At 67.7% G+C, this 20,734-nt stretch carries 19 protein-coding genes; 12 read left to right on the forward strand and 7 right to left on the reverse strand.

Annotated elements, in window-relative coordinates; genetic code table 11:
• Positions 1-2: 2 nt before the first annotated feature.
• Together VET27_RS23475 and VET27_RS23480 are read right to left on the reverse strand one after the other, a co-directional pair.
• Entirely contained in the window at positions 3-1,613 is a 1,611-nt protein-coding gene (locus VET27_RS23475; RefSeq protein ID WP_526522006.1) for a 4-coumarate--CoA ligase family protein, read from the reverse strand.
• Between the two features lie 108 nt (positions 1,614-1,721).
• A complete protein-coding gene (locus tag VET27_RS23480) occupies positions 1,722-2,117 on the reverse strand; it encodes an MmcQ/YjbR family DNA-binding protein (protein WP_526522008.1) in 396 nt (131 codons plus the stop codon).
• A gap of 179 nt (positions 2,118-2,296) precedes the next feature.
• Here VET27_RS23480 and ligA point away from each other — a divergent pair, with 179 nt between their 5' ends.
• Both ligA and VET27_RS23490 read left to right on the forward strand, forming a co-directional pair.
• Entirely contained in the window at positions 2,297-4,354 is a 2,058-nt protein-coding gene (gene ligA / locus VET27_RS23485) for an NAD-dependent DNA ligase LigA (protein ID WP_526522010.1), read from the forward strand.
• Between the two features lie 40 nt (positions 4,355-4,394).
• Positions 4,395-4,622: a hypothetical protein gene (locus VET27_RS23490; RefSeq protein ID WP_526522012.1), complete on the forward strand. Its 228-nt coding sequence runs from the start codon at positions 4,395-4,397 to the stop codon at positions 4,620-4,622.
• On the opposite strand, the gene VET27_RS23495 is transcribed toward VET27_RS23490, so the two are convergent.
• Complete coding sequence (locus VET27_RS23495; protein WP_526522014.1) at positions 4,586-5,245, reverse strand: ACT domain-containing protein; 660 nt, start codon at positions 5,243-5,245, stop codon at positions 4,586-4,588. The two genes, VET27_RS23490 and VET27_RS23495, sit on opposite strands and share 37 nt — an antisense overlap.
• Before the next feature lie 97 nt (positions 5,246-5,342).
• Between VET27_RS23495 and gatC the strand changes: the two genes are divergently transcribed.
• From gatC to gatB, 4 genes are all read left to right on the forward strand, one after another.
• Positions 5,343-5,642: an Asp-tRNA(Asn)/Glu-tRNA(Gln) amidotransferase subunit GatC gene (gene gatC / locus VET27_RS23500; RefSeq protein ID WP_526522016.1), complete on the forward strand. Its 300-nt coding sequence runs from the start codon at positions 5,343-5,345 to the stop codon at positions 5,640-5,642.
• A complete protein-coding gene (gene gatA, locus VET27_RS23505) occupies positions 5,639-7,123 on the forward strand; it encodes an Asp-tRNA(Asn)/Glu-tRNA(Gln) amidotransferase subunit GatA (protein WP_526522018.1) in 1,485 nt (494 codons plus the stop codon). The genes gatC and gatA overlap by 4 nt, the downstream gene beginning before the upstream one ends.
• Before the next feature lie 17 nt (positions 7,124-7,140).
• Positions 7,141-8,172: a 6-phosphofructokinase gene (locus VET27_RS23510; protein WP_526522020.1), complete on the forward strand. Its 1,032-nt coding sequence runs from the start codon at positions 7,141-7,143 to the stop codon at positions 8,170-8,172.
• Between the two features lie 112 nt (positions 8,173-8,284).
• Positions 8,285-9,796 carry an Asp-tRNA(Asn)/Glu-tRNA(Gln) amidotransferase subunit GatB gene (gatB, locus tag VET27_RS23515; RefSeq protein ID WP_526522022.1) on the forward strand — a complete coding sequence of 504 codons (1,512 nt, stop codon included), beginning with the start codon at positions 8,285-8,287 and terminating at the stop codon, positions 9,794-9,796.
• A gap of 14 nt (positions 9,797-9,810) precedes the next feature.
• Here gatB and VET27_RS23520 read toward each other — a convergent pair whose 3' ends face one another.
• Positions 9,811-10,932 (reverse strand): PQQ-dependent sugar dehydrogenase, encoded by a 1,122-nt coding sequence (locus tag VET27_RS23520; protein ID WP_526522024.1) that lies wholly within the window; start codon positions 10,930-10,932, stop codon positions 9,811-9,813.
• Between the two features lie 137 nt (positions 10,933-11,069).
• On the opposite strand from VET27_RS23520, the gene VET27_RS23525 reads away from it, so the two are divergent.
• Complete coding sequence (locus VET27_RS23525) at positions 11,070-11,900, forward strand: DoxX family protein (protein ID WP_526522026.1); 831 nt, start codon at positions 11,070-11,072, stop codon at positions 11,898-11,900.
• Between the two features lie 4 nt (positions 11,901-11,904).
• Here VET27_RS23525 and VET27_RS23530 read toward each other — a convergent pair whose 3' ends face one another.
• Positions 11,905-12,246 carry a PH domain-containing protein gene (locus VET27_RS23530; RefSeq protein WP_526522042.1) on the reverse strand — a complete coding sequence of 114 codons (342 nt, stop codon included), beginning with the start codon at positions 12,244-12,246 and terminating at the stop codon, positions 11,905-11,907.
• Between the two features lie 346 nt (positions 12,247-12,592).
• Between VET27_RS23530 and VET27_RS23535 the strand changes: the two genes are divergently transcribed.
• The 3 genes from VET27_RS23535 to ilvC are packed head-to-tail and all read left to right on the forward strand — an operon-like array spanning position 12,593 to position 16,011.
• Positions 12,593-14,452 carry an acetolactate synthase large subunit gene (locus VET27_RS23535; protein ID WP_526522028.1) on the forward strand — a complete coding sequence of 620 codons (1,860 nt, stop codon included), beginning with the start codon at positions 12,593-12,595 and terminating at the stop codon, positions 14,450-14,452.
• A complete protein-coding gene (gene ilvN, locus VET27_RS23540; protein ID WP_526522030.1) occupies positions 14,452-14,958 on the forward strand; it encodes an acetolactate synthase small subunit in 507 nt (168 codons plus the stop codon). The genes VET27_RS23535 and ilvN overlap by 1 nt, the downstream gene beginning before the upstream one ends.
• 39 nt (positions 14,959-14,997) lie before the next feature.
• Positions 14,998-16,011 carry a ketol-acid reductoisomerase gene (ilvC, locus tag VET27_RS23545; RefSeq protein ID WP_526522032.1) on the forward strand — a complete coding sequence of 338 codons (1,014 nt, stop codon included), beginning with the start codon at positions 14,998-15,000 and terminating at the stop codon, positions 16,009-16,011.
• 69 nt (positions 16,012-16,080) lie between these two features.
• On the opposite strand, the gene wrbA is transcribed toward ilvC, so the two are convergent.
• A complete protein-coding gene (wrbA, locus tag VET27_RS23550; protein WP_526522034.1) occupies positions 16,081-16,680 on the reverse strand; it encodes an NAD(P)H:quinone oxidoreductase in 600 nt (199 codons plus the stop codon).
• Between the two features lie 12 nt (positions 16,681-16,692).
• Entirely contained in the window at positions 16,693-18,123 is a 1,431-nt protein-coding gene (locus VET27_RS23555) for a phytoene desaturase family protein (protein ID WP_526522044.1), read from the reverse strand.
• A 74-nt stretch (positions 18,124-18,197) separates the two neighbouring features.
• Between VET27_RS23555 and serA the strand changes: the two genes are divergently transcribed.
• Complete coding sequence (gene serA, locus VET27_RS23560; RefSeq protein WP_526522036.1) at positions 18,198-19,784, forward strand: phosphoglycerate dehydrogenase; 1,587 nt, start codon at positions 18,198-18,200, stop codon at positions 19,782-19,784.
• Positions 19,781-20,734 (forward strand): 3-isopropylmalate dehydrogenase (locus VET27_RS23565; protein ID WP_526522038.1); only part of this gene is annotated, 954 nt, incomplete at its 3' end. The genes serA and VET27_RS23565, both read left to right, overlap by 4 nt.

Below are 20,734 nucleotides of genomic sequence, written 5' to 3' on the forward strand. Positions count from 1 at the left end.
CCCTAGGGCGTGCGCAGATCCTTGCGAAGGATCTTGCCCGAGGCGGACTTGGGAATCGCCTCGATGAAGGCCACCTGCCGGACCTTCTTGTACGGGGCCACGTGACCGGCGACGAATTCCATCACCTCGTCTTCGGTCAGATCGGCACCGGACAGCTTGACCACGAACGCCTTTGGGACCTCTTCGCCGGAGTCCGAGTCGTTGACACCGATGACGGCGGCGTCGGCGATACCGGGGTGGGTGAGCAGAACCGCTTCGAGTTCGGCAGGGGGTACCTGATAACCCTTGTACTTGATGAGTTCCTTCAGCCGGTCGACGATGTAGACGCACCCCGTCGAGTCGACGCGCGCGACGTCGCCGGTGTGGAGGAATCCGTCGTCGTCGACGGCCTCGCGGGTGGCCTCCTCGTTGCGGAGGTACCCGGCCATCACGTTCGGGCCCTTGAACCAGAGCTCGCCCGTCTCGCTGAGTCCCGATGTCGGAGGATCGATTTCGGCACCGGTAGCGGGGTCCACGATCCTGCTGACGGCGTTGGGGACGGTCCATCCGCAGGAGGCCAGAGGCGCGATCGACCCGATCAGTCCCCGGCCGCCGTCGGGTGGCGTGATGTGGCTGACGGGGCTCAACTCACTCATGCCGTACCCCTGGACGACCCGGCAGTCCAGCCGCTGCGACACGGCGTTGCCGAGTTCCTCGTCGAGTGGCGCCGCACCGGACATGATGCTCCGCAGGCTCGAAAGGTCGTACGAGTCCACCATCGGGTGCTTGGCGAGCGCCACGGCGACCGGCGGTGCGATGAAGGCGAAGGTGCACCCGTGGTTCTGGACGTTGCCGAGGAATCCCTCGAGATCGAAGCTCGGCATGATGACCAGTCGCGCGCGTGCGTGCAGGGCGGCATTGAGAAGCACCGTCATGCCGTAGATGTGGAAGAACGGAAGCACGGCCAGAATGCGGTCGTCGGGCTGCATGGCTTGCAGTGGTCGGATCTGCGCGACGTTGGCCGCGAGGTTGCGGTGCGTGAGCATCACCCCCTTGGGATTGCCCGTCGTGCCCGAGCTGTAGGGCAGCGCCGCCAGGTGCGTGGCGGGGTCGAAGGTGACCTCCGGAGCGGGCAGACCGGGTCCGAGCAGGTCGTCGAAGTTGGGATGACCGTCGACTGCGACGCCCGGCCCGTCGAGCACCACGACCCGGTCACTGGACAGCCCGCGCGATGCTGCGCCTTCGGCGGCCTGGGTGACCAGGGGTGTCACCGTGACGAGCATCGTGGCGCCGGAGTCCGCGAGCTGCTTGGCGATGTCCTTGGCGGTGAAGAGCGCGTTGATGGTGGTGGCGGTGGCGCCTGCGCGAAGGATGCCGTGGAACGCGATGGCGAACGCTGAACTGTTGGGCGCCAACAGTCCAACGACGTCGCCGACGCCGATCCCGCGTGCAGCGAGCGCCCCGGCGAACGCATCGATGCGGGAGATCATGTCGCGGTACGACGTCTCCGTGCCGGACGTCGCGTCAACCAACGCGACACGGTCGGCATCGGCGTCCTCGACGGCACCGAAGAGGTAGTCGTAGACGCTGGTGGTGGGAATCGGGACCTGGGGGAAGGGGCTCGAGAAACTCATCGTGTCTCCGATCGAACCATGCCCGCCCATACGAACAGTGGGCCCTCCCCGCGAAGGGCCCACTGCCGCGGATTTCTCAGTTGCTGCTGTCGGATCCTCCGCCAGTCTCTATCGGTCGTCGAGCTCCTTGACCATTCGCGCAGGCGCCACGAGACGAAACGACGCGTCGACGAGCTCGCGGACCTCGTCCCAGTCGACGTCAGCGGACGTGAAGTCCAAGCCAAGCCATCCCGACGGGCCCAGATACGCGGGACGGAAGAAGCGGCCGTCCTGTTCCAGCGCGACGAGATCGGACGCGTCGACCTTCACCAGTACGCAGTGCTGGACGGCCACCATTTCTCCGGACTCCTTCGAGCTGCCGCCGTACATCGCGAACATCTTGGAAACGAAGAATGCGGGCCTGCCGTGCGAGACCTTCTCGTACGCCCCGGGGTAGCTCAGTGCGATGGCGCGCAACTCCGCCAACCCGGGATCGTCGTCGCTGAACATGATCGGGTGTGGCATGGGGCGCAGTCTATCGGCGGTGGGGCCTTGCGCGAACGCAATTGACCTGCCGGACAACGCGTTCGATGCTGCGCATCTCACCACGGTTCCCGGGGCCTGCCCGATCCGGACACGTTGCATGTCATGCAACGAACTCGGCGATCATCGGACCTGTCGGAGGGCTCCGATAACCTGCCAAGGTGAGCTCACCTGACGCCGACATCCGTCGCCAGTGGCAGCAGCTGGCCGACGAGGTGCGGGGCCACCAGTTCCGCTACTACGTCAAGGACTCACCGATCGTCTCCGACGGAGAGTTCGACCGGTTGCTCGGTGAGCTGACGGCTCTGGAGGAGCGCTATCCCGAGTTGCGGACCCCAGACTCACCGACGCAGCTTGTCGGCGGGGCAGGCTTTGCGACGAAATTCAGCTCGGCCGACCACCTCGAGCGAATGTTGAGTCTCGACAACGCGTTCAACCCCGAGGAGTTGTCGGCGTGGGCGGCGCGGTTGACGGGTGAGGTCGGGGCCGACCCCGAGTTTCTGTGCGAGCTGAAGATCGACGGCGTGGCACTCGCGCTGGTGTACCGCGACGGTGTCCTGACCCGCGCCGCCACCCGCGGAGACGGAAGCACCGGCGAGGACGTGACGCTCAACGCCCGCACCATCGACGACATCCCGGAACGCCTGGTGCACGGCGACGAGTATCCCGTCCCGGCCGTGCTCGAGGTGCGCGGCGAGGTGTTCTTCCGCCTGGCCGACTTCGAGGTACTGAACGCCGGTCTCGTGGAGGAGGGCAAGGCGCCGTTCGCCAACCCGCGCAACAGCGCTGCGGGCTCGCTGCGACAGAAGAATCCTGCGGTGACGGCGCGGCGCAGATTGCGCATGATCTGCCACGGCCTCGGCCGCGCGGAGGGCTTCGGCCCCGCGACCCTGCACGACGCCTACCTGGCACTGAAGGCGTGGGGGCTGCCGGTCTCGGACCACACCACCCGCGTCAGGGGCATCGACGCGGTGGCCGAGCGCGTCCGGTACTGGGGTGAGCACCGCCACGACGTCGAGCACGAAGTCGATGGTGTGGTGGTGAAAGTGGACGACGTCGCACTGCAACGCCGCCTCGGCGCGACGTCGCGTGCCCCACGCTGGGCGATCGCCTACAAGTATCCGCCCGAGGAAGCAACCACCAGGCTGCTCGACATTCGGGTCAACGTCGGCCGCACCGGTCGCGTCACCCCGTTCGCGTACATGGAACCGGTCAAGATCGCGGGGTCCACGGTCGGACTCGCGACTCTCCACAACGCCTCGGAGGTCAAGCGCAAGGGCGTGCTCATCGGCGACACGGTGGTGATCCGCAAGGCCGGCGACGTCATCCCCGAGGTCCTTGGACCGGTGGTGGACGTGCGCGACGGCACCGAGCGCGAGTTCGAGATGCCGACGACCTGTCCCGAGTGCGGCACCACCTTGGCCCCCGCCAAGGAAGGCGATGCCGACATCCGGTGCCCGAACTCACGCACGTGTCCTGCCCAATTGCGAGAGCGCGTGTTCCACGTTGCCGGTCGGGGCGCCTTCGACATCGAGGGGCTGGGCTATGAGGCCGCGATCGCCCTACTGCAGTCCGGTGTCATCACCGACGAGGGCGACCTGTTCGACCTGACCGAGGACGATCTGCTGCGCACGGAGCTGTTCACCGTCAAGGGCGGGGAGGTGTCGGCCAACGGCAAGCGCCTGCTCGCGAATCTCGACAAGGCCAAGCAGCAGGCGTTGTGGCGTGTGCTGGTGGCTCTGTCCATTCGTCACGTCGGTCCGACCGCCGCCCGTGCTCTGGCGAGTGAGTTCGGCAGCCTCGAAGCGATCGCGGAGGCCACCGAGGAGCAACTCGCCGCCAGCGAGGGAGTCGGTCCGACCATCGCCGCCGCGGTAGTCGATTGGTTCACCGTCGACTGGCACCGCGCCATCGTCGACAAGTGGCGTGCGGCGGGTGTGCGGATGCACGACGAGCGCGACGCCAGCATCGCGCGGACGCTGGAGGGTCTGTCCATCGTCGTGACGGGATCGCTGGCGGGGTTCTCCCGCGACGAGGCGAAGGAGGCCATCCTCGCGCGCGGTGGCAAGGCCGCAGGCTCCGTCTCAAAGAAGACCGCCTATGTCGTCGCCGGCGACGCGCCGGGTTCCAAGTACGACAAGGCAATCGAACTCGGCGTGCCGATCCTCGACGAGGACGGATTCCGGCGGCTGCTCGAGAACGGGCCGGACGAAGGCTGAGTGCGAACTCGGCGCGGGTCTGTCCGGGTATCCGAAGGGAATGGCGACATGCAATACGTGCGGCAACCACTGCGACAACGCATTCACGGTGACCTGGCCCGACGGCCGCAGCGCGACGTTCGACGGCGTCGAGTGTGCCGCGGCCCAGCTCGCGCCCGAGTGCGCGCACTGCGCTCGGAAGGACTCCAACGCTGACGTCAACGACCGCTATCCGGCGCCTAAGTCGGCGACTCAGCGCAGGATCGTCGCCACGATGCCGGCGAGGTAGCCCAGCCGTGCCACCTCGGAGGGGCGGAACGCGGGTCCGCCGGGGCGGCCGAGCATGACTGCCGTCCGGGGATCACCCAGCGGCGCAGCGGCCAGCGTCGTGTCGAAGTCCCGCCACACCTGAGGTGTCCACTCCGCGGAGCCGTCCAGCGCCTCGGCGTGTTCGAGAGGCAACCACGGGGCGGACTCGGCCGCCGTCTCCGGTGCTCCATTACTGCTGGCGACGACGTCGAGCCCGGAGTCGCCGAGCCGCAGGACCAGGCACCAACCGACCCGCAGCACCTTCGGCGCCTCGTGGGCGAGCACCTGAAGCTTGTCGTGCCTCTGGCCGGCGGCCGCAATGTGGTCGATCAACTCCAACTCCCGGTGCGCTTCCAGTAGCCCGGTGTGCGGTCGGATGCTGTCGACGTAGACGCCGTTGAGCTTCTCGGCGGCAGTGATGAGCATGTCGGGCATTGCCCCCGGGGGGAGCTCGACGACGAGGTCGTCGACCGCGTAGCCGGCTGAACGCTCCACGACGTCGAGGGACAGGATGTCGGCGCCCACCGAGCCCAGTGCCACGGCCAGCGAGCCCAGGCTGCCCGGCCGGTCCTCGAGCTCGACCCGGAGCAGATATGACGGCACGGGCAACACTGTTTCACGGAGGGTAGGAGCGGAGCGACTCGGGAAGTGACAGGCTCCGGCGCGGCGCGTCCCATCGCGGTGACTAGGCTTCGTGGTCGTGTCGCAGATCTCGCGGGACGACGTCGCCCACCTGGCGCGTCTGGCCCGGCTCACCCTGACCGACGGCGAACTGGACAGCTTCGCCGGCCAGCTCGACGCCATCCTGGGGCACGTCGGCCGGATCCAGGCCGTCGACGTCACCGGCGTCGAGGCCACCGACAACCCACTCAAGGACGTCAACGTCACGCGACCCGACGCCGTCGCGCCGAGCCTGACGCAGGAGCAGGCGCTGGCGGCCGCACCCAATGCGGTCGACGGCCGGTTCGCCGTGCCGCGCATCTTGGGGGAGGCCGAATGAGCGACCTCGTTCGTCTCGACGCGGCGACGCTCGGCGCCAAGATCGCGGCCAAGGACGTGAGCTCGACCGAGGTCACCCAGGCGCACCTCGACCAGATCACCGCCACCGACGACCGGTACCACGCCTTCCTGCACGTGGCGGCGGATGCGGCGCTGACCGAGGCGGGCCGGATCGATGCCGCGGTGGCCGCCGGGGAAGCTCTGCCGTCGCCGTTGGCGGGGGTGCCGCTGGCGCTGAAGGACGTGTTCACCACCGTCGACATGCCCACGACCTGTGGCTCCAAGATCCTCGAGGGCTGGCGTTCCCCGTATGACGCGACGGTGACCGCGCGACTGCGGGCGGCGGGCATCCCGATCCTGGGCAAGACCAACATGGACGAGTTCGCGATGGGCAGCTCGACGGAGAACTCCGCCTACGGCCCGACCCGCAATCCGTGGAACGTCGAGCGCGTTCCCGGCGGTTCGGGCGGCGGTAGCGCCGCGGCGCTCGCCGCCTTCCAGGCGCCGCTGGCGATGGGGTCCGACACGGGTGGCTCCATCCGCCAGCCTGCGGCGCTGACCGCCACCGTCGGCGTCAAGCCGACGTACGGGACGGTGTCGCGGTACGGCCTCGTCGCCTGCGCGTCGTCGCTGGACCAGGGCGGACCGTGTGCGCGCACCGTGCTCGACACAGCCCTGTTGCACCAGGTCATCGCCGGGCACGACCCGCGCGATTCGACCTCGGTGGACGCCGAGGTGCCCGACGTCGTCGCGGCGGCCAAGGCGGGTGCGGTGGGCGATATCGCCGGCGTCCGCGTCGGCGTCGTCAAGCAGCTGCGCAGCGGTGAGGGCTATCAGCGGGGAGTGTTGACGTCGTTCAACGCCGCCGTCGATCAGCTCACCGCGCTCGGGGCCGAGGTCACCGAGGTCGACTGCCCGAACTTCGACTACTCGATGGCGGCCTACTATCTGATCTTGCCGTCGGAGGTGTCGAGCAACCTCGCCCGCTTCGACGCGATGCGCTACGGGCTGCGGGTCGGCGACGACGGCACCCACAGCGCCGAGGAGGTGATGGCGATGACGCGAGCCGCCGGGTTCGGCCCAGAGGTCAAGCGCCGCATCATGATTGGCACCTATGCACTGTCGGCCGGCTATTACGACGCGTACTACAACCAGGCGCAGAAGGTGCGGACGTTGATCGCTCGGGACCTCGAGCGCGCCTATCAGAGCGTCGACGTGCTGATCTCGCCCGCGACCCCGACGACGGCGTTCCCGCTGGGGGAGAAGGTCGACGACCCGCTCGCGATGTACCTGTTCGACCTCTGCACGCTGCCGTTGAACCTCGCCGGGCATTGCGGAATGTCGGTGCCGTCGGGGCTGTCCGAGGACGACGGACTACCCGTTGGCCTGCAGATCATGGCCCCCGCGTTGGCCGATGACAGGCTCTACCGCGTCGGTGCCGCCTACGAAGCGGCGCGCGGTCCGCTGCCGACCGCGATCTGACGGGGGAAGATAGGCGCATGCGGATTGGAGTGCTCACCGGAGGCGGCGACTGTCCCGGCCTGAATGCGGTCATCCGGGCTGTCGTGCGGACGTGCGACGTTCGGTACAAGTCCACGGTCGTCGGGTTCCTGGACGGTTGGCGCGGTCTGCTCGAGGACCGCCGCATCCAGCTCGCGAACGACGACCGCAACGACCGGCTGCTCGGCAAGGGCGGCACCATCCTCGGCACCGCGCGGGTCAACCCGGAGAAACTGCGCGCCGGTCTGGACCAGATCAAGCAGACCATGGAAGACAACGGCATCGACGTGCTGATCCCGATCGGTGGCGAGGGCACGCTGACGGCGGCGCATTGGCTGTCGGAGGAGAACGTCCCGGTCGTCGGCGTGCCGAAGACCATCGACAACGACATCGACTGCACCGACGTCACCTTCGGCCACGACACCGCGCTGCAGGTCGCTAGCGAAGCCATCGACCGGCTGCACAGCACCGCGGAGTCCCATCAGCGGGTGATGCTCGTCGAGGTGATGGGTCGCCACGCCGGGTGGATCGCGCTCAACGCCGGGCTGGCGTCGGGTGCACACATGACCCTCATCCCCGAGCAGCCCTTCGACGTCGAAGAGGTCTGCCGACTGATCAAGCGGCGTTTCGTCCGCGGTGACTCGCACTTCATCTGCGTGGTCGCCGAGGGGGCCAGGCCCGCCGAGGGCTCGATGCAGTTGCGGGACGGCGGAATCGACGAGTTCGGGCACGTGAAGTTCACTGGGGTGGCCCATCAACTGGGCGTGGAGATCGAGAAGCGAATCAAGAAGGAAGTGCGCACTACGGTGCTCGGCCACGTCCAGCGTGGCGGCACCCCGACCGCGTACGACCGAGTGCTGGCCACCCGATTCGGTGTCAACGCGGCCGACGCCGCGCACTCCGGCGAGTACGGGGTGATGGTCTCGCTGCGCGGCCAGGAGATTGGCCGCGTTCCGCTGGCGGAGGCCGTCAAGCAGTTGAAGCTGGTGCCACAGAGCCGCTATGACGACGCCGCCGAGTTCTTCGGCTGAGTTCCCCCGCGTCGACCTCCCCCGCGAGCAGACGCAAATGTGCCCCCAAAGCGGCGTGTCCCGGAACTTATGCGTCTGCTCGCGGGGAAGACGGCACTACTAAGATCGAGGCATGACTGTCGCCTCCGCCGAACTGCTCGACTACGACGAGGTCATCGCTCGCTACGAGCCCGTGATGGGCATGGAGGTCCACGTCGAACTTTCGACGGCGACCAAGATGTTCTGTGGCTGCGCCAACCAGTTCGGTGCCGAGCCCAACACCCAGGTGTGCCCGGTATGCCTGGGGCTGCCTGGGTCGCTGCCCGTGGTCAACAAGTCCGCGGTCGAGTCCGCGATCCGCATCGGGCTCGCGTTGAACTGCGACATCGCGCCGTGGGGCCGCTTCGCCCGCAAGAACTACTTCTACCCAGATCAGCCGAAGAACTACCAGATCAGCCAGTACGACGAGCCGATCGCCGTCAACGGCTATCTGGATGCCCCGCTCGATGACGGCACGACGTGGCGCGTGGAGATCGAGCGCGCGCACATGGAGGAGGACACCGGCAAGCTGACGCACCTCGGCAGCGTCACTGGTCGCATCGCGGGCGCGACGACGTCGCTGCTCGACTTCAACCGGGCCGGTGTGCCGCTCGTCGAGATCGTCACCAAGCCCATCGAGGGTGCGGGCGCGCGAGCTCCAGAGATCGCCCGCGCCTACGTCACCGCGCTGCGGGATCTGTTGCGCGGGTTGAACGTATCCGACGTTCGGATGGACCAGGGCTCGATGCGCTGCGACGCCAACGTCTCGCTCAAGCTCGTCGGCGCAGCGGAGTTCGGCACCCGTACCGAGACGAAGAACGTCAACTCGCTCAAGAGCGTCGAGATCGCCGTCCGCTACGAAATGCGCCGCCAGGCAGCCGTTCTGGAGGCCGGTGGCGAGATCATTCAGGAAACCAGGCACTTCCACGAGGACGGCTACACCAGCGCGGGTCGTCGCAAGGAGACCGCGGAGGACTACCGGTACTTCCCGGAACCCGATCTGGAGCCGGTCGCGCCCAGTGCCGAACTGGTCGAGCAGTTACGGGGCACGATTCCGGAGCTGCCGTGGTTGCAGCGCAATCGGATTCAACAGGAGTGGGGCATCTCCGACGAGGTGATGCGCGATCTGGTCAACAACGACGTCATCGATCTGGTCACCGCCACGGTCGTCGCCGGCGCCTCGAGCGAGGCCGCCCGCGCCTGGTGGGGAAACTTCCTGGTGCAGAAGGCCAATGAGCTCGGCATCGAGATCGACGCACTGGCCATCACGCCGGCACAGGTCGCTGCGGTGGTGAAGTTGGTCGACGACGGCAAGCTGTCGAACAAGCTCGCGCGCCAGGTGATCGAGGGCGTGCTGGCGGGCGAGGGTGAGCCCGATCGGGTGATGGCCGACCGTGGGTTGGCGGTCGTCCGCGACGACTCGGTGATCCAGGCCGCCGTCGACGAGGCGCTGGCCGCCAACCCCGGCATCGCCGAGAAGATTCGGGGCGGCAAGGTTCAGGCGGCCGGGGCCGTGGTGGGTGCCGTCATGAAGGCCACCAAGGGCCAGGCCGACGCCGCGCGGGTCAGGGAACTCGTTTTGGCGGCCTGCGGCGTCGAGGGCTGACTCCGGCGCTCGGCTCAGGTGTTCTCGGCGTTGGTGCGCGGGAATCCGCCGCCCTGCGGGAAGAGCGGGAAGACGACGTCGTCCACCTTCTCGGCGTCGCCCGAGGTCTTGTTGACCGTGCCGCCCCAGACGTTGCCGTCCGGCGAGAGTTCCAAGGCCCAGGCGTGACCGTGCTGGTCCTGCCGGATGACCTCCGGGTCGCCCGTGACGGCGCCGGTATCGGGCGCCAAGCGGACCGCGACGGTCTGCTTGGTGTTGACCATGTTCACCAGAACGGTGCCGTCGGTCACCACGCAGCCGGCGATCCCCAGCTTGTCCGGCCAGGTCCAGACGGTCGAGACCACCGAGTCCTTGGTGATGCGCTGCAGTCGGTCACCGGTCGGTGTCCGATCGGTGACGAATTGGGAACCGTCGGCGGCGTCGATGCACAGCCCACCGGCGGCGCCGATGCCGCTGAGCGCGGTCGTCGGCGGCGCCTGGTTCACGGTCGTGGGCTGTTCGATGCGGATCAGCTTGCCTGCGAGCGAACCCGGGTCGGACGCCTGGCCGGGGTTGCCCGCGTCGCCGGTGAGCACCTCCAGCGTGGTGGGGCTGGTGAAGATCAGCGCCCCCATGTTGCCCGTCGCACCCTTCGGGATGCCCGTCAGGATCGGTTTGGGAACGTCGCCGTCGGCGATCCTGACGACGCGGTTGTCGGTCGGCGTGCTGATGTAGGCGTACATCAGGCGGTCCTGCGAATACGTCGGAGACAACACGATGTCCATCAGTCCGCCGTCGCCGGACGGATCGACCGGAATCACCAGCTTGACCTTGGGTTCTGCGTTGGTCGCGATCTCCTTGACGGCGCCCGTGGTGCGCTCGGCCACCAGGGCCGACTTGCTGTCGGGACCCATGATGAGTCCGCTGGTGCTCTCCAGGCAGCCCTGCATCACGCCCTTCGCGTCGCAGACCTTCGGAAAGGGCTGTGCAGGTAGGGGAGGGGGCGGCGGTGGTTCCTCGCTCGGCGGCGGAGCCATCTCCGGTTGAGTGGTGAACGGCTGTGACTGGGTGTCGTCGAAACGGGCGCAGCCCGACCCGACCAGCAACGCGGCGCACAGCAGCACCAGCACACTCCGCGACGGCCGGTGCACACTCATGCCCGCCAGATTACGGATCGCTGGGCGGTGCGCGCCACGTCGGTCGGTGCGCCGCGCGTTCGCGGCGTGGCGAATCTCAGGGTGAAAGGACCGCGCCAATCCACGATTCGCAGGTAATCAGCACTTACGCTGGAAACGTGACCAGTACTTCTCACGATCCGCGAGCATGGCAGAGACCGGAAGACCTCGCCGAACGCCCTGCGTCGGCACGCCTGGTCGACCCGGAGGACGACGTCCCCTCGACTCCGTATGCGGGCGACTTCGAGACCACCGCCATCCCGCGGTACGACTCGGGCACGCCCAGCCAGGAGCACTCCGGGTATGGACTGCTCGGCGAACCGGAGCCGCTCCCATACGTCCAGCCCACGAGCAGACACCAGTCGCACTCCGCAGAGCCGACCGAGATCGAACCAGACGGCGTCGGCATGACCGATGCCGCGGGCCGCAGAGGGACGCAAGATCTCGGCCTGTTGCTGCTTCGCGTCGGACTCGGCGCCCTGTTGATCGCGCACGGCCTGCAGAAGGCGTTCGGCCTGTGGGGTGGTCAGGGCCTCAACGGATTCCAGCAGTCACTCGCGGACATGGGATACCAGCACGCGAACATCCTGACCTACGTCGGTGTCGGCGGTCAGATCGGCGCGGGCGTGCTCCTGGTGCTTGGACTCTTCACCCCGGTTGCCGCGGCCGCCGCGGTCGCATATCTGATCAACTCCCTGTTGGCGGCCGTCGCGGCACAGCCCGACAGCGGCTACTTCTCGTTCTTCCTTCCGGACGGGCACGAGTACCTGGTCATGCTCCTGGTGCTGGCCGCCGCCCTCGTGCTCACCGGCCCGGGGAAGTACGGATTCGACGCCGGCCGCGGATGGGCCAGGCGCCCGTTCGTCGGATCCGCCGTCGCGCTGGTTCTCGGCATCGGCGTCGGTGTCGCTGTGTGGGTGCTGCTGAACGGCGCCAATCCGCTCGCTTGAGCCCCTACGCGTAGGGGTTGGGTACGCGGCCGTCGGTGGCGGCCGTGAGCTTCGGGAGAGTTGCGAAGGTCACCGCGGGCAGTCGCAGGTCCGAGCCGTCCTTCAGATGCGCCGACGCCCAGGAACCTCCGTCGAAGCGCAACCCGTCGACCTGCTCCCAGGCGACCGTTCGGCTGCCGATCATCGTGCGCGCCGTGACCGTTTCCCGGTCGGCGATGGTGCGGTAGCGGACCACCGCCACCGAGGCCGCGATCGGGATGATCAACAGCGCCGTGAACCAGGTCGGATTGGCGAGCACCAAGGCGAGCAACCCCAGCGTGAGGAAGCCGACCGCAAAGTGGGCCATCGGCGAAATCTTGATGACGACGGGGGCCGACGATGCCGAGGCGGATGGTGAACTCACCCCGTCATCTTCCCACCGGCCCACTTCGTCGTGCTGCCCGCATACCCGGCGGTGGCACGAAATTTGACCTTTGAGCAGTGCGGAGGCTACCGTCGCATGTTATGCAGACCGTCGAAATTCTCGTAGTAATTGGTTCGCGCGCTGGTGCGTAACCCGACTAGTAATTAGTCAGAGCCTACGAGCACCGACGCGCAACCCTCGTGCAGCATCCGCTGACGGGGGTTTTTTGTTGCCCGAGAACATCCACCACCAGACACCGCCAACAACCAACGAGGACGCAGAGGACACCGTGAGCGCACCGACCACGCGACCACCCGAGACGGGCATGCGCGCCAATGGCACGCCCGCCATCGCAACAACGCCCGCTCCGCAGCCGAAACGGGTTGCCCCGCAACAAATGACGGGCGCCCAGGCCGTCATCCGGTCGCTCGAGGAGCTCGACGTCGAGATCATCTTCGGCATTCCCGGCGGCGCCGTGCTGCCGGTCTACGACCCGCTGTTCGACTCGCAGAAGCTGCGTCACGTGCTGGTGCGTCACGAACAGGGCGCCGGTCACGCGGCCAGCGGATACGCCCACGCCACCGGCAAGGTCGGCGTGATGATGGCCACGTCCGGCCCTGGAGCCACGAACCTCGTGACTCCGTTGGCCGACGCCCAGATGGACTCGATCCCCGTCGTCGCCATTACCGGACAGGTCGGCCGGGCCCTCATCGGCACCGACGCCTTCCAGGAGGCCGACATCTCCGGTATCACCATGCCGATCACGAAGCACAACTTCCTGGTCCGCAGCGGCGATGCGATCGCGCAGGTGATGGCCGAGGCGTTCAACATCGCGCGCAGCGGACGGCCGGGTGCGGTGCTCGTCGACATCCCGAAGGACGTCCTGCAGGCGCAGTGCACCTTCAGTTGGCCGCCGAAGATCGACCTGCCCGGCTACAAGCCGAACACCAGACCGCACAGCAGGCAGGTTCGCGAGGCCGCCAAGCTCATCGCGGCCGCGCGCAAACCGGTGCTGTACGTCGGCGGCGGTGTCATCCGCGGCGAGGCGACCGACGAGTTGATGGATTTGGCCGAGCTGACCGGGATCCCCGTCGTCACCACGCTGATGGCTCGCGGCGCCTTCCCCGACAGCCACCCCCAGAACCTCGGCATGCCGGGCATGCACGGCACCGTCGCGGCGGTGGGCGCCCTGCAGAAGAGCGACCTGCTGATCGCGCTCGGCACGCGTTTTGATGACCGGGTGACCGGCAAGTTGGACTCGTTCGCGCCGGAGGCCAAGGTGATTCACGCCGACATCGACCCGGCCGAGATCGGCAAGAACCGCAACGCCGACGTGCCGATCGTGGGCGACGTGAAGAACGTCATCACCGATCTGCTGGAGGCGCTGCGCCGCGACGCAACGTCGTCGTCGACGCTCGACATCGACGACTGGTGGAAGTACCTGCGCAACATCCAGTCGACCTTCCCGTTGAGTTACGGGCCACAGAGCGACGGCAGCCTGAGCCCCGAGTTCGTCATCGAGTCCCTGGGCAGGATCGCCGGCCCGGACGCGGTGTACGTGGCGGGCGTTGGGCAGCACCAGATGTGGGCCGCGCAGTTCATCAAGTACGAGAACCCGAAGACGTGGTTGAACTCCGGTGGTCTCGGCACGATGGGTTACGCCGTGCCTGCCGCGATGGGTGCGAAGTTCGCCCGTCCCGAGGCCGAGGTGTGGGCCATCGACGGCGACGGCTGCTTCCAGATGACGAACCAGGAACTGGCCACCTGTGCCGTCGAGGGTGCGCCGATCAAGGTCGCCGTCATCAACAACGGCAATCTGGGCATGGTGCGCCAGTGGCAGACGCTCTTCTACGAGGGCCGCTACTCGCAGACTGGCCTGTCGACGCATGATCGCCGCATCCCCGACTTCGTCAAGCTGGCCGAGGCGCTCGGCTGCGTCGGATTGCGTTGCGAGCGCGCCGAAGACGTCGAGGACGTCATCAACCAGGCCCGGGCGATCAACGACCGTCCGGTGGTGATCGACTTCATCGTCGGCGCCGACGCCCAGGTGTGGCCGATGGTGGCCGCGGGCATGAGCAATGACGAGATCCAGGCGGCAAGGGGAATTCGGCCGCTGTTCGACGACCAGGGCAACGAGGGGCACGCCTGATGACCATCACCACCCACACCCTGTCGGTGCTCGTAGAGGACAAGCCCGGCGTGCTTGCACGCGTGTCATCGCTGTTCTCCCGGCGTGGCTTCAACATCAAGTCACTGGCCGTCGGCGCCACCGAACAGAAGAACCTGTCCCGGATGACGATCGTCGTCTCGGTGGAGGACTTCCCGCTCGAACAGATCACCAAGCAGCTCAACAAGCTCATCAACGTGATCAAGATCGTCGAGCAGGACGAGGACAACTCGGTCTCTCGCGAACTGGCGCTGATCAAGGTCCGCGCCGATGCGGCGAACCGCGGACAGATCATCGAAGCGGTGAATCTGTTCCGCGCCAAGGTCGTCGACGTGTCGGCCGAGTCGCTGGTGGTGGAGGCCACTGGAACACCGGGCAAGCTCGAGGCGCTTCTGGCACTGCTCGAGCCCTACGGCATTCGAGAGATCGCACAGTCCGGCATGGTGACGCTTGCCCGCGGTCCGCGCGGCATCTCCGGCGTCAAGTAGTCAACCCCTCGCAACGAAGTAGAGAAAGGGAAGTTCACAGTGGCAGTTGAGATGTTCTACGACGACGATGCAGACCTGTCGATCATTCAGGGACTCAAGGTCGGTGTCATCGGATACGGCAGCCAGGGACATGCGCATTCGCTATCGCTGCGTGATTCGGGCGTTCAGGTGAAGGTCGGTCTCAAGGAGGGCTCCAAGTCCCGCGAGAAGGTCACCGAGCAGGGTCTCGAGGTCGACACACCGGCCGAGGTCGCCAAGTGGGCCGACGTGATCATGCTGCTGGCGCCCGACACCGCGCAGGCGGAGATCTTCGCAGGCGACATCGAGCCGAACCTGGTGGCGGGCAATGCGCTGTTCTTCGGCCACGGCCTGAACATCCACTTCGACCTGATCGAGCCCGCCGACGACATCACCGTCGGCATGGTCGCCCCCAAGGGCCCCGGCCACCTGGTGCGCCGTCAGTTCGTCGACGGCAAGGGCGTGCCCTGCCTGATCGCGGTCGACCAGGACCCCACCGGCGAGGGCCAGGCGCTGGCGCTGTCCTACGCCAAGGCCATCGGCGGCGCCCGCGCGGGTGTGATCAAGACGACGTTCAAGGAGGAGACCGAAACCGACCTCTTCGGTGAGCAGGCCGTGTTGTGCGGCGGCACCGAGGAATTGGTGAAGGTCGGCTTCGAGGTCATGGTGGAGGCGGGCTACGCCCCCGAGATGGCCTACTTCGAGGTGCTGCACGAGCTCAAGCTGATCGTGGACCTGATGTACGAGGGCGGCATTGCGCGGATGAACTACTCGGTGTCCGACACCGCGGAGTTCGGTGGCTACCTGTCCGGCCCGCGCGTCATCGACGCCGACACCAAGGAGCGCATGCGCGGCATCCTCAAGGACATCCAGGACGGCACCTTCGTCAAGGAGCTCGTCGCCAACGTCGAGGGTGGCAACAAGCGGCTCGAGAAGCTGCGCAAGGAGAACGCCGAGCACCCGATCGAGGTCACCGGCAAGAAGCTGCGCGACCTGATGAGCTGGGTCGACCGGCCGATCACCGAAACGGCTTAACTTCCCGCGACTTCGGCGTGCTGGGTTGCGGTCACATTGCGGTCACCGCAACTCAGCACGCCGAAATCGTCATCGGGTGAGGCGCTCGGCGATGCTCACCACGCGAGTGGCTAGGTGATCGAGCGCTGCGTCCGTGGTGTCGTCGAGTGATTCCACGTTGTCGCGGTCGGCGATCAGCCCGACGCCGTAGGGGTTTCCGTCGGCGAACTTCACCTGGTCGGTGTAGCCGGGCGGCACGATGATCCCGCCGAAGTGCATGAGCGTGACGTACAGCGTGAGCAGTGTCGTCTCTTGCCCGCCGTGCAGCGACTGCGACGACGTGAAGGCGGCGTACACCTTGTCGGCCAGCTTGCCCTCGGACCACAGTCCGCCGAGCGAGTCGATGAACGTGCGGAGTTGTGATGCGACCGAACCGAATCGGGTGGGGGAGCCGAAGACGACGGCGTCCGCCCAGACGATGTCGTCGCCCGTGGCCGCAGGCAGATCCTTGGTGGCTTCGTAGTTCGCCGTCCACGCCGGATTCCGCGCGAACGATTCGGGATCGTGGGTCTCGGCGACGTGCCGCACCCGCACCTCGGCGCCCGCTCCCTCGGCAGCGTTTGCGATGCGCTGCGCCATGGTGGTGCCGTGCCCGGTGGCGGAGTAGTAGATCACTGCGAGTTTCGTCATGGTGTAAGCCAATCACGGAGCGAGGTCGGGCAGCTTCGTCATGCCGAACTCGCGGCGCAGCATCGTGCGGGCCGCGTAGTAGCCGGCCATGCCGTGCACACCGCCACCCGGCGGCGCGGCCGACGAGCAGAGGTAGGCCTTCGGTATCGGCGTCGACCACGGGTTGAGGCGAAGGGTCGGACCGGTGAGTGCGCTGAACATGTTGTTGCCGCCGACGCCGATGTCACCGCCGACGAGGTTGGCGTTGTGGTCGGCCAGTCGTGAAGCGGGCACGCTGCGGGCGGCCACCACGACGTCGCGGAACCCCGGTGCGAAGCGTTCGAAGACCTCCGTCACGGTCTCGGCCATGTCAACGGTGGAGCCCGCGGGCACGTGGGCGTAGGTCCACAGCGGCCGTCGCCCCTGAGCGTCGATGCGGCCTGGGTCGGCGAGGTGGGGGAGGGCGGCGAGGATCATCGGCCAGTCGGCGAGGCGACCGTGGGCGATCTCCCTTTCGGCGAGCGCCATCTGTGAGCGGGTCCCGCCGAGATGCAGCGTCGGCGCTTGCGCCAGTCGCGCATCACGCCAGGGGATCTCGCCGGACAACACGAAGTCGACCTTCGCCACGCCTGGTCCAAATCGATAGCGGCGCAACGCCTTCGCGTACCGCGGCGGCAGGTCGTCTCCGTAGATCCGCAGCAGCGCGGTCGGCGCCGTGTCGTAAAGCACGACGCCGTCGGGTGGCCGGGTGATCTCCTCGCCGAGGACCAGCTCGCCGCCGTGAGTCCGGAGGTCGGCGAGCAGGGCGTCGGGAATCGCCTGCGACCCGCCGACCGGTATCGGCCACCCCACGGCGTGCGCCAGGGTGGCCAGCATCAACCCGGCACCGGAGGACACCAGCGATGGCATCTGCGAAATCGTGTGCGCGGCAACGCCACTGAACAGTGCGCGAGCGTCCTCGCCGGCCAAGCTGCGCCAGAGCGGGGTGCCCTGTTCGAGGAGCCGCGGACCGACGCGCAGCGCAGCCGGGATCGACGGCGGAACCGACCGCTTGTCGCCGAGCATCAGGCCCACCACGCCGTCGCAGTTCGCGGTGAGCGGGCCGAGCAGCCGCCGCCAGGACGCGCCGTCGTCGAGCTCGTCGCACGTGCGGCCGAGGTCGGTGTAGCCGATCGCGGCGAGCCTGCCCGGCAGGGGATTGCCGTAGGCGATCTCGGGGACGGCCAGTTGGACGCCGCGTGCCCGAAGGTCGAACTGGGCGAAGAACGGCGACGCCAGCGCCAGCGGGTGCACCGCCGAACAGATGTCGTGACTGACCCCGGGGAACTCGGGGTCCGGCAAGGTCCGCGCCCCACCGCCCGCGGTCGGCTGCGCCTCGACGACGCGCACCGACAGCCCGGCCCTTGCGCAGATCACGGCGGCGCTCAGGCCGTTGGGCCCACTACCGACGACGGTGACGTCCACGTTTCCATCTTCCCGGGTCACTTCGCTCCTGCCCGCCATGACCACTCCATTACAGCCCCCACTACTCTGTTCGCGTGAGCCTGCCCGTTGTTTTGATCGCCGACAAACTCGCCGAGTCGACAGTTGCTGCCCTGGGAGACCAGGTCGAGGTGCGCTGGGTCGACGGCCCCGACCGGGAGAAACTGCTGGCCGCGGTCCCGGAAGCCGACGCCCTGCTGGTGCGCTCGGCGACGACGGTGGACGCCGAGGTCATCGCCGCGGCCCCCAAGCTGAAGATCGTCGCCCGTGCCGGTGTCGGTCTGGACAACGTCGACGTCGACGCCGCAACCGCACGCGGGGTGCTGGTGGTCAACGCGCCGTCGTCGAACATCCACAGCGCCGCCGAGCACGCCATGGCACTGCTGCTCGCCGCGGCCCGCCAGATTCCTGCCGCCGACGCGACGCTGCGCGAGCACACGTGGAAGCGGTCGAAGTTCTCCGGTACCGAGATCTTCGGCAAGACGGTCGGCGTCGTCGGCCTCGGTCGCATCGGTCAGCTCGTCGCTCAGCGGCTAGCCGCCTTCGGCGCCCACATCACGGCCTACGACCCCTACGTCTCCCAGGCCCGTGCCGCGCAGCTCGGCATCGAACTGCTGACTCTCGACGAGCTGCTGGGCCGCGCCGACTTCATCTCCATGCACCTGCCCAAGACCAAGGAGACCGCGGGTCTGATCGGCAAGGAGGCGCTGGCGAAGACCAAGCCGGGCGTGATCATCGTCAACGCCGCGCGCGGTGGTCTGATCGACGAGCAGGCGCTCGCGGATGCGGTGACCAACGGGCACGTGCGCGGCGCCGCACTCGACGTGTTCTCCACCGAACCGTGCACGGACAGCCCGTTGTTCGAGCTGCCTCAGGTCGTCGTCACCCCGCACCTCGGGGCGTCGACGGCCGAGGCGCAGGATCGCGCGGGCACCGACGTCGCGGCCAGCGTGAAGCTCGCGCTGGCCGGCGAGTTCGTCCCCGATGCCGTCAACGTCGGCGGTGGCGTGGTCGGCGAGGAGGTCGCGCCGTGGCTGGATCTGGTGCGCAAGCTGGGGCTGTTGGTCGGTGCGCTGTCGGCCGAGCTGCCGACGAGTCTCTCCGTTCAGGTTCGGGGCGAGCTGGCCTCCGAAGAGGTTGACATACTTCGACTTTCGGCGTTGCGCGGATTGTTCTCCGCCGTCATCGAGGATCAGGTGACCTTCGTGAACGCGCCTTCGCTGGCGGCCGAACGCGGGGTGGAGGCCACCATCGGCACGGCACCGGAGAGTCCCAATCACCGCAGCGTCGTCGACGTGCGCGCCGTTTCCGCCGACGGGTCGACGGTCAACGTGTCCGGCACGCTGTCGGGGCCGCAGCAGGTGCAGAAGCTGGTTCAGATCAACGGGCGCAACCTGGATCTGCGCGCCGAGGGCGTGAACCTGATCATCAACTACAGCGATCAGCCAGGGGCGCTCGGCACGATCGGAACGCGGCTCGGCAGCGCCGGGGTCAACATCCTCGCCGCCCAGCTCAGTCAGGACGCCGACGGCGAGGGGGCGACGATCATGCTGAGGCTCGACCGTCAGGTGCCGGGCGACGTGCTCGCGGCACTCGGCACCGACGTCGGCGCGACGACTCTTGAACTCGTGGACCTGTCATGAAACTCGCCGTCATCGCCGGCGACGGCATCGGACCCGAGGTGATCGACGAGGCACTCAAGGTGCTCGACGTCGTCAAGCCCGGCGTCGAGAAGACCACCTACGACGTGGGCGCCCGGCGTTACCACGCCACCGGTGAGGTCATGCCCGACGGACTGGTCGACGAACTCCGCACTCACGACGCAATCCTGTTGGGCGCCATCGGCGATCCGTCGGTGCCCAGCGGTGTCCTCGAGCGGGGACTGCTGCTGCGGATGCGGTTCGAGCTCGACCACCACGTCAACCTGCGGCCGTCGAAACTGCACCCGGGGGTGACCAGCCCACTGGGCGACGTGGACATCGACTTCGTCGTCGTGCGCGAAGGCACCGAGGGTCCATACACGGGTAACGGCGGCGCGATCCGCGTGGGCACGCCGCACGAGGTGGCCACCGAGGTAAGCCTGAATACCGCGTTCGGCGTGGAACGGGTGGTGCGCGACGCGTTCACGAGGGCATCGGCGCGTCGCAAGCACCTGACCCTGGTGCACAAGACCAACGTGCTGACGTTCGCGGGCAAGCTGTGGTCGCGCATCGTGGCCGAGGTCGGCACGGAGTTCCCCGACGTCGAGGTCGCCTATCAGCACATCGACGCAGCGACCATCCACATGGTCACCGACCCGGGCCGCTTCGACGTCATCGTCACCGACAACCTGTTCGGCGACATCATCACCGACCTGGCCGCGGCGGTCTCCGGTGGCATCGGCCTGGCCGCCAGCGGCAACATCGATGCGACGCGGACCAACCCGTCGATGTTCGAGCCGGTGCACGGCAGCGCGCCCGACATCGCGGGCAAGGGCATCGCCGATCCCACCGCGGCCGTCATGTCGGTGGCCCTGCTTCTCGCGCACGTCGGGGACGACGCGGCGGCGGCGCGGGTCGACAAGGCCGTCGAGGAACACCTCGCCACCCTGGGT

Origin of the sequence: Mycobacterium sp., from assembly GCF_035633495.1 — a bacterium.
In the GTDB taxonomy this organism is placed as follows: domain Bacteria; phylum Actinomycetota; class Actinomycetes; order Mycobacteriales; family Mycobacteriaceae; genus Mycobacterium.